Here is a 7,096-nt window from a genome sequence, read left to right on the forward strand (position 1 = left end):
GCTGCAGGCTGATCAGGCCGAGCTCCATCGCGAGCGGACCGAGCCCGTAGCGGCCCGACGCGGCATCCTGCGCGATCAAGCCGAGCTTGCCGAAGCTCACGAGATAGGGGTGGGCCTTGGCCGGCGCCATGCCGGCTTCGCGCGCCAGGTCCTTCAAGGCCATCGGCCGGCCGTGGTGGGCGAGCGCACGCAGCAGCTGGCCGCCGACCTCGATGCTCTGGATGCCACGAGGGGTGCTGGGAGTCATCCTGGAATTCGTGTATGTAGAATTGATTAGACAGTAACGAATCTGCTGTCGAAAATCAAGGAGACCCGCCATGGCTTCACCTGAACCCCTGCGCTACCAGAGCGGCTTCGGCAACCAGTTCGCGAGCGAGGCGGTGCCCGGCGTGCTGCCGCTCGGCCGCAACAGCCCGCAGAAGGCGGCGCACGGCCTGTATGCCGAGCTGCTGAGCGGCAGTGCCTTCACTGCGCCGCGCGCCGAGAACCGGCGCACCTGGATGTACCGGCGCCAGCCGTCGGTGGTGGTCGGCGGCTACGCGCCGTATGCGCAGCCGTGGTGGAAGAGCGGCGCGGCCGACGGCGTGGCGGCGCCGCCCGACCCGCTGCGCTGGGCGCCGACCGCGGTGCCCGAGGCCGCGGCCGAGCCGCTGGACTTCGTCGACGGGCTGCGCAGCATCGTCGTCAACGGCGATGTCGATGCGCAGGTCGGCATGGCCGCGCACATCGCGTTCATCAACCGCTCGATGACGCAGCGCGCCTTCGTCAATGCCGATGGCGAGATGCTGCTGGTGCCACAGCAGGGCACGCTGATGATCACCACCGAGCTCGGCCTGCTGCAGGTGGCGCCCGGCGAGATCGCGCTGCTGCCGCGCGGCCTGGCGTTCAAGGTGGCGGTCGACGGGCCGTCGCGGGTCTACGTCTGCGAGAACCACGGCGCGCATTTCCGCTTGCCGGAGCTGGGGCCGATCGGCAGCAACGGCCTCGCGAACCCGCGCGACTTCCAGGCGCCGGTCGCGGCCTTCGAGCCCGACGCGGCACCGCACGAGCTGATCAAGAAATACGGCGGCCGGCTGTGGTCGGCACGCTGCGCGGCCTCGCCGTTCAACGTGGTCGGCTGGCACGGCAACCTCGCGCCGCTGAAGTACGACACGGCGGACTTCATGGCGATCGGCTCGATCAGCTTCGACCACCCGGACCCATCGATCTTCACGGTGCTCACGTCGCCGAGCGACACGCCGGGCACGGCCAATTGCGACTTCGTGATCTTCCCGCCGCGCTGGCTGGTGGCCGAGGACACGTTCCGCCCGCCCTGGTACCACCGCAACCTGATGAGCGAGTTCATGGGCCTGGTGCACGGCCAGTACGACGCGAAGCCCGAAGGCTTCCGCCCTGGCGGTGCCAGCCTGCACAACTGCATGGTGCCGCACGGGCCGGATGCCGATGCGTTCGAGCGCGCCTCGAATGCGCCGCTCGCGCCGCACAAGCTCGACAACACGCTGGCCTTCATGTTCGAGAGCCGCTACCGTTTCCGGCCCACCGACTGGGCGATGAACGGCGGCGCGCTCGATGCCGCGTATGCCGATTGCTGGCGCAACCTGAAGGATGGATTCCAATGAGCGACGCTCTCGACGACACGAACGACGCGGGGCTGCGCAGCTGGGTCGCCTCGGCGCAGGATCCGCTGACCGACTTTCCGCTGCAGAACCTGCCGCTCGGGCGCTTTCGACGGCAGGGCAGCGACGAGCCCTGGCGGGGCGGCGTGGCGATCGGCGACATGGTGCTCGACCTGCGCCTTGCGCACGAGCTGTGCCCGTGGTCGCCCGAGGTGTCTCGGGTGATGGAGCCGCTGGCGCGCGGCGATCTCAACGCCTTCATCGCGCTGGGGGCCGCGGCACGCCGCACGCTGCGCGCCGCGTTGTCGAATGCATTGCGCGAAGGCTCCGACGACGAGCCGTGGCTGCAATCCTGCCTGGTGCCGCAGGCCCAGGCCGCGATGGCGCTGCCTTGCAAGGTCGGCGACTACACCGATTTCTACACCGGCATCCACCACGCGACGACCGTCGGAAAACTGTTCCGCCCGGAGCAGCCGCTGCTGCCGAACTACGAGTGGGTGCCGATCGGCTACCACGGCCGCAGCTCGTCGCTGCAGGTCAGCGGGCAGGCCTTCCATCGCCCGCGCGGGCAGTACAGGACAGACGCCGCGGCACCGGTGTTCGGGCCTTGCCAGCGGCTCGACTACGAGCTGGAGCTCGGCGCGATCATCGGCCCCGGCAACGCGCTCGGCGAGCCGATCCCGATGGCGCGGGCCGAGGACCACCTGGCGGGGCTGGTGCTGCTGAACGACTGGTCGGCGCGCGACGTTCAGGCCTGGGAGTACCAGCCGCTCGGGCCCTTCCTCGGGAAGAGCTTCGCGACCACGCTGTCGCCGTGKATCGTCACGATGGAGGCGCTGCAGCCGTTTCGCCGGCCGTTCGAGCGGGCGGCCGACCGGCCGCAGCCGCTGCCGCACCTCGACGGCGAGGCCAACCGCGCGCAGGGCGCGATCGACATCGTGCTGGAGGTGTGGCTGCAGACGCCGGCGATGAGCGCGCGCGGCGATGCGGCGGTGCGGCTGATGCAGTCGAACTTCCGCGACGCGTACTGGACGCTCGCGCAGCTGGTGGCGCACCACAGCAGCAACGGCTGCAACCTGCGCCCGGGCGACCTGCTGGGCAGCGGCACGCAATCGGGGCCGTTGCCGGAGCAGGGCGGCTCGCTGCTGGAGCTGACGCAGGGCGGCAAGCTGCCGATCACGCTGCCGAACGGCGAGACGCGGCGCTTCCTGCAGGATGGCGACAGCGTCGCGCTGCGGGCGTTCTGCGAGCGCGACGGGCAGCGGCGCATCGGCTTCGGCACGTGCGTGGCCGAGGTGCTGGCGGCGCGGTCTTAACCCTCGCTTCACCAACCCCTAATCGAGTTCTAACCGCGGGCCCTTATCTTTCGTCTCATGCGGAATCCCCCGCGACGCTTGTCCCCAGGAGATCACATGAAGATGAAGTCGTTGACCGCTGCGCTCGCCGCAGCCGGCCTGCTGGCCGCCGGTTCGGCCGGCGCCTTCAGCCTGACGCCCGAGTGGCTGAGGAGCAAACCCGAGGCGAAGCCCGCCGCCGTGACCTCGACCGCGCCGGCACCGGTGCCGATGCTGGCGGCCGCGGGCCAGGTGCCCAACTACCGTGCGATCGTCGCGACCTCCGGCCCGGCCGTCGTCGGCGTCACGGTGGCCGGCCTGCACAAGGCCTCGGCCGAGGAGCAACAGCAGCAAGGGCTGCCGCCCGGCGCCGAGAACGATCCGTTCTTCCAGTTCTTCCGCGGCCTGCCGGGCTTCCAGCAGCGCGGCCAGCGCGGCAACCCGTCGGTGCCGTTCCGCGGCCAGGGATCGGGTTTCATCATCAGCGCCGACGGCCTGATCCTGACCAACGCCCACGTGGTGCGCGAAGCCAAGGAAGTGACCGTCAAGCTCAGCGACCGCCGCGAGTTCTCGGCCAAGGTGCTGGGCTCGGACGCCGCCACCGACATCGCGGTGCTGCGCATCCAGGCCAAGGACCTGCCGATCGTGCGCCTGGGCGACCCGCAGAACATCGAGGTCGGCGACCCGGTGCTCGCGATCGGCGCGCCCTACGGCTTCGAGCAGACCGCCACCACCGGCATCATCAGCGCGAAGGGTCGCTCGCTGCCCGGCGACGCGGTGGTGCCCTTCATCCAGACCGATGCGGCGGTGAACCCCGGCAACTCCGGCGGTCCGCTGTTCGACGGCAGCGGTGCGGTGATCGGCATCAACGCGCAGATCTACTCGCAGACCGGCGGCTTCCAGGGCCTGAGCTTCGCGATCCCGATCAATGTCGCGCTGAAGGTCAAGGACCAGATCGTCGCGACCGGCCGCGCCACGCACGGCCGCCTGGGTGTCGCGGTGCAGGACGTGAACCAGAGCCTGGCCGAGTCGTTCGGCATGAAGCGGCCTGACGGCGCGCTGGTCGCGAAGGTCAGCAAGGACAGCGCCGCCGAGAAGGCCGGCCTGAAGCCGGGCGACGTGATCACCGCGGTGAATGGCGACCCGATCGTGCGCTCCGGCGCGTTGTCGAGCCGCATCGGCCTCGCGGCGCCCGGCGACAAGGTGAAGCTGTCGGTGTGGCGCGACCGGGCCGAGCGCTCGATCGACGTGAAGCTGGGCGGTGCCGATCCGGACGAGGACGTGGCATCGGCCAACGGCGGCGATTCGCAGGGCGTGCAGCTCGGGCTGTCGCTGCGCCAGCTGACGCGCGAAGAGAAGCGCCAGAGCAAGCTGGAACAGGGCCTGGTGATCGAGAACGTCGACGGCCCGGCGGCGCGCGCCGGCATCGAGGCGGGCGACGTGCTGCTGGCCATCAACGGCAAGCCGGTCACGTCGATCGAGCAGGTGCGGGCCGTGATGGCCGGCAAGCCGAAGAGCGTGGCGCTGCTGGTCGAGCGCGATGGCGAGCGGATCTTCGTGCCGGTGAACCTGGGCTGACGCGGTCTCTGCCGCAAGAAAAGAGCCGACCCTCGGGTCGGCTTTTTCAGTTCTATGACTCTGCAGGCAATCTGCCGAAGTTGTTGACGATGTCCGTCGTGGCACCGTTCGACAGAAGGAGGTGGATGACCTCCGCCTTGCGATACATGTGGGCGAAGTTCGACGTCGACCGCCTGGGGGTTGGTGAGGTAGCCGTACCGGCGTTGCAATTCGGCGATCTCGTCGGCGGTCAGTTGGATGGGCATGTCAATTCCCCACCTTCTCCATTTCCTTTGGGGACAACGACAAGGAGTGGGTCGCGGACGTGCCTTCGCCGGTTGCCCACGCCTTGGACACCCATGCGCCACCCCATTCGTCGATTTCGTAGACAGACAGAACAAGTCCCCGCATCCCGGCAACCCGAAATCTCTCGTCAGCGTTCAGTCGATCAAGGACGGAACTTCTTATCGACAGGACTCTTACGGCGTCACCGACTTCGACTTCCCTGCCATTGACATCATGTGTCTTCATCGAGAGATGCTCCTTTCCGGCTTGTGATCATCGCCCGCCCGTCTTGAATTTTTCGCCCTTTGAGTTGATGCATGCACATTGGCAATGTTCGGCTTGGCAGCCAAGGTTTTTTTTCGCTTCCTTTTCGGCCTCCCGCTGAGCATCGCTCATGGAGCTCCCCTCTCCAGAACCTTCTGCAGAAGTATTGCTTGGCCCTCCCGATTCCGTGTTGGCAAAGCACTTGCAGTTGCATCGCACCATGCCACGCGTGCCGGGCCTGGCTGGATAGTTCAGATAAATTGCGATAGGGATCGCGGTTGTCACGGCCGGCCTCACCAGCAGGCCGGCCTCTATGCAAGCTGGGGCATTGGCAGGATTGGCGCACAGTGCGGGCGTCTGCAATCCTTCGGGGTCAATCAAGCTCAACGGATTTCCGTCTACATACGTGTATGTTGACGAGCTTCCGCCATACAAACCGATTGGGTCGCTCTGTCGATAGGCTCCTCCGTCGGAGGCGTAATACCGGTGATAGTTGTAGTACAGACCGCTCTCGGCGTCCGCGTACTGCCCTGGGAAGCGCAGGTTCTGCGTGAAGACCGCAAGCCCCTCTGGATTGGTCTCCGGCGCCGTGGTGCCGAACGGTTCGGCCAGCCAGCGCCAGCGCACGCGGTTGTCGCGATCCATCACGATGCGCGGGGCGTTCAGGTGATCGGCGTGGATGTAGTACACGAGCGGCTCGCCGCTCGGGTTCGCCGGATCTGGCATGAACGCCGCGATCGGCGTGTCGCGCAGCCACACGTATTCGCGGATCGCCGCACCGTTCGGGTCGTACTCGCCGAGCAGGTGCCCGCCTTGGTCGTACACGAAGACCACCGTGCTCGCCGGCCCCGTGCTGCTGACCTTGCGCACCCGCTGCCCGAAGGCGTTGTAGGTGTAGGTCGTCGTCACGCCGGCCTTGGTAAGCGTCGCGAGTTGCCCGAGCAGGTTGTAGGTCGCGGTGTAGCCGGCACTGTCCTGCGTCGTGTTGCCCGCGTTGTCGAACACGAAGCTTCGCGCCGGGTTCGTGATGCTCGTGAGTCGGTTGCTGGTGGGCTCCGTGTTGCAGGTGCTCAGACTGCCGTTCAGGCTCACGTTCGCACGGTTTCCGCTGGGGTCGTAAGAGATCGCCCAACTGGAAGTAGCCGTCGTGATGCCGGTGAGCCGGTCGTTCTCGTCGTGCGTGAAGCTCTGGTCCAGCGCTGGCTGCGACGTGCCGTCGGGCAGCAGGTGCGTGAAGCTCGTGATGCGGCTCGCCTCGTCGTACCGCACGTCGCGGAACACGGGGCCGAGCCGGTAGCGCGTGATGCGCCCGCTCAGGTCGTAGAAGCGCTCGTGCGGCAACGGGCCACCGGTGGTGTTCCATTGCCAGCTGCTCACCGCCCACTCGAACGGCTCCCAGCGCACGCCGGTGATCAGTGCCAGCGCGGTGCTGCCTGCATCCTTGGCGAGGCTGACGGCCTGAACCCGCCCGCGCAGCAGCGTCAGCGAAGCAACCCGACCGGACGGGTAGGTGGTGCTGCTCAGGTTGCCGAGCGTGTAGCCGTAGGTCACCACATGGGTGAGCTGCGCCGCGTTCGCGCCGGCAACCGGTTGCACGCGCTGCGTGTCGCTGACGACTCGCCCGTGGCCCTCGTGGCGGTATTGGTTCGAGCCCGCCTCGTGGGTGGTACTGGTCAGGCGACCGATGCCATAAGCGAAGCCGGGACCGGTCTGGCTGTAGGTCCAGGTCACCGATTCGCTCCGCTGGCCGCTGAGCGTTGCCACAGCACCCGTGGGCCGGTCGGCCAAATCGTAGGAATAGGTCGTCAGCACGCCACGGCTGTCGGTGCGGGTGAGCAGGTTGCCGATTTCGTTGAAGGTGTGGTCGGCGGGACCGGTGTCGGGGCTGATCAGCTGCGTCGCGTTGCCGAAGCCGTCGCGCGGGTACTGGGTGACGAGATTGCGCGGATCGGTGACCTTCGTGGTGCGGTCGCCGCCGTCGTACTCGAAGCTCGTCTTGCCGCTCTTCGGATCGGTGTGGTCCTTCACGCGGTACAGCGG

General features: G+C 67.7%; 5 protein-coding genes. 3 read left to right on the plus strand and 2 right to left on the minus strand.

What is annotated here, in order from left to right:
• Positions 1-247: helix-turn-helix domain-containing protein (locus tag AC1D01_RS15090; protein ID WP_477867557.1), on the minus strand; the 247-nt coding region annotated here is incomplete at its 3' end.
• A 70-nt stretch (positions 248-317) separates the two neighbouring features.
• On the opposite strand from AC1D01_RS15090, the gene hmgA reads away from it, so the two are divergent.
• The 3 genes from hmgA (at position 318) to AC1D01_RS15105 (ending at position 4,528) form a co-directional block, all read left to right on the plus strand.
• Positions 318-1,619 carry a homogentisate 1,2-dioxygenase gene (gene hmgA, locus AC1D01_RS15095; protein ID WP_477867559.1) on the plus strand — a complete coding sequence of 434 codons (1,302 nt, stop codon included), beginning with the start codon at positions 318-320 and terminating at the stop codon, positions 1,617-1,619.
• A complete protein-coding gene (gene fahA, locus AC1D01_RS15100) occupies positions 1,616-2,932 on the plus strand; it encodes a fumarylacetoacetase (protein ID WP_477867561.1) in 1,317 nt (438 codons plus the stop codon). The genes hmgA and fahA overlap by 4 nt, the downstream gene beginning before the upstream one ends.
• 96 nt (positions 2,933-3,028) lie before the next feature.
• Entirely contained in the window at positions 3,029-4,528 is a 1,500-nt protein-coding gene (locus AC1D01_RS15105; RefSeq protein WP_477867563.1) for a Do family serine endopeptidase, read from the plus strand.
• A gap of 537 nt (positions 4,529-5,065) precedes the next feature.
• Here AC1D01_RS15105 and AC1D01_RS15110 read toward each other — a convergent pair.
• The coding region (locus tag AC1D01_RS15110; protein ID WP_477867565.1) for an RHS repeat domain-containing protein at positions 5,066-7,096 on the minus strand (2,031 nt) is incomplete at its 5' end.

This window comes from Rhizobacter sp. P3_B12, from assembly GCF_056402895.1.

Excerpts from the sequence above, each read along its gene's own strand:
- hmgA (WP_477867559.1), top strand. The coding sequence starts at position 318 with ATGGCTTCACCTGAACCCCTGCGCTACCAGAGCGGCTTCGGCAACCAG.
- AC1D01_RS15105 (WP_477867563.1), top strand. The coding sequence starts at position 3,029 with ATGAAGATGAAGTCGTTGACCGCTGCGCTCGCCGCAGCCGGCCTGCTG.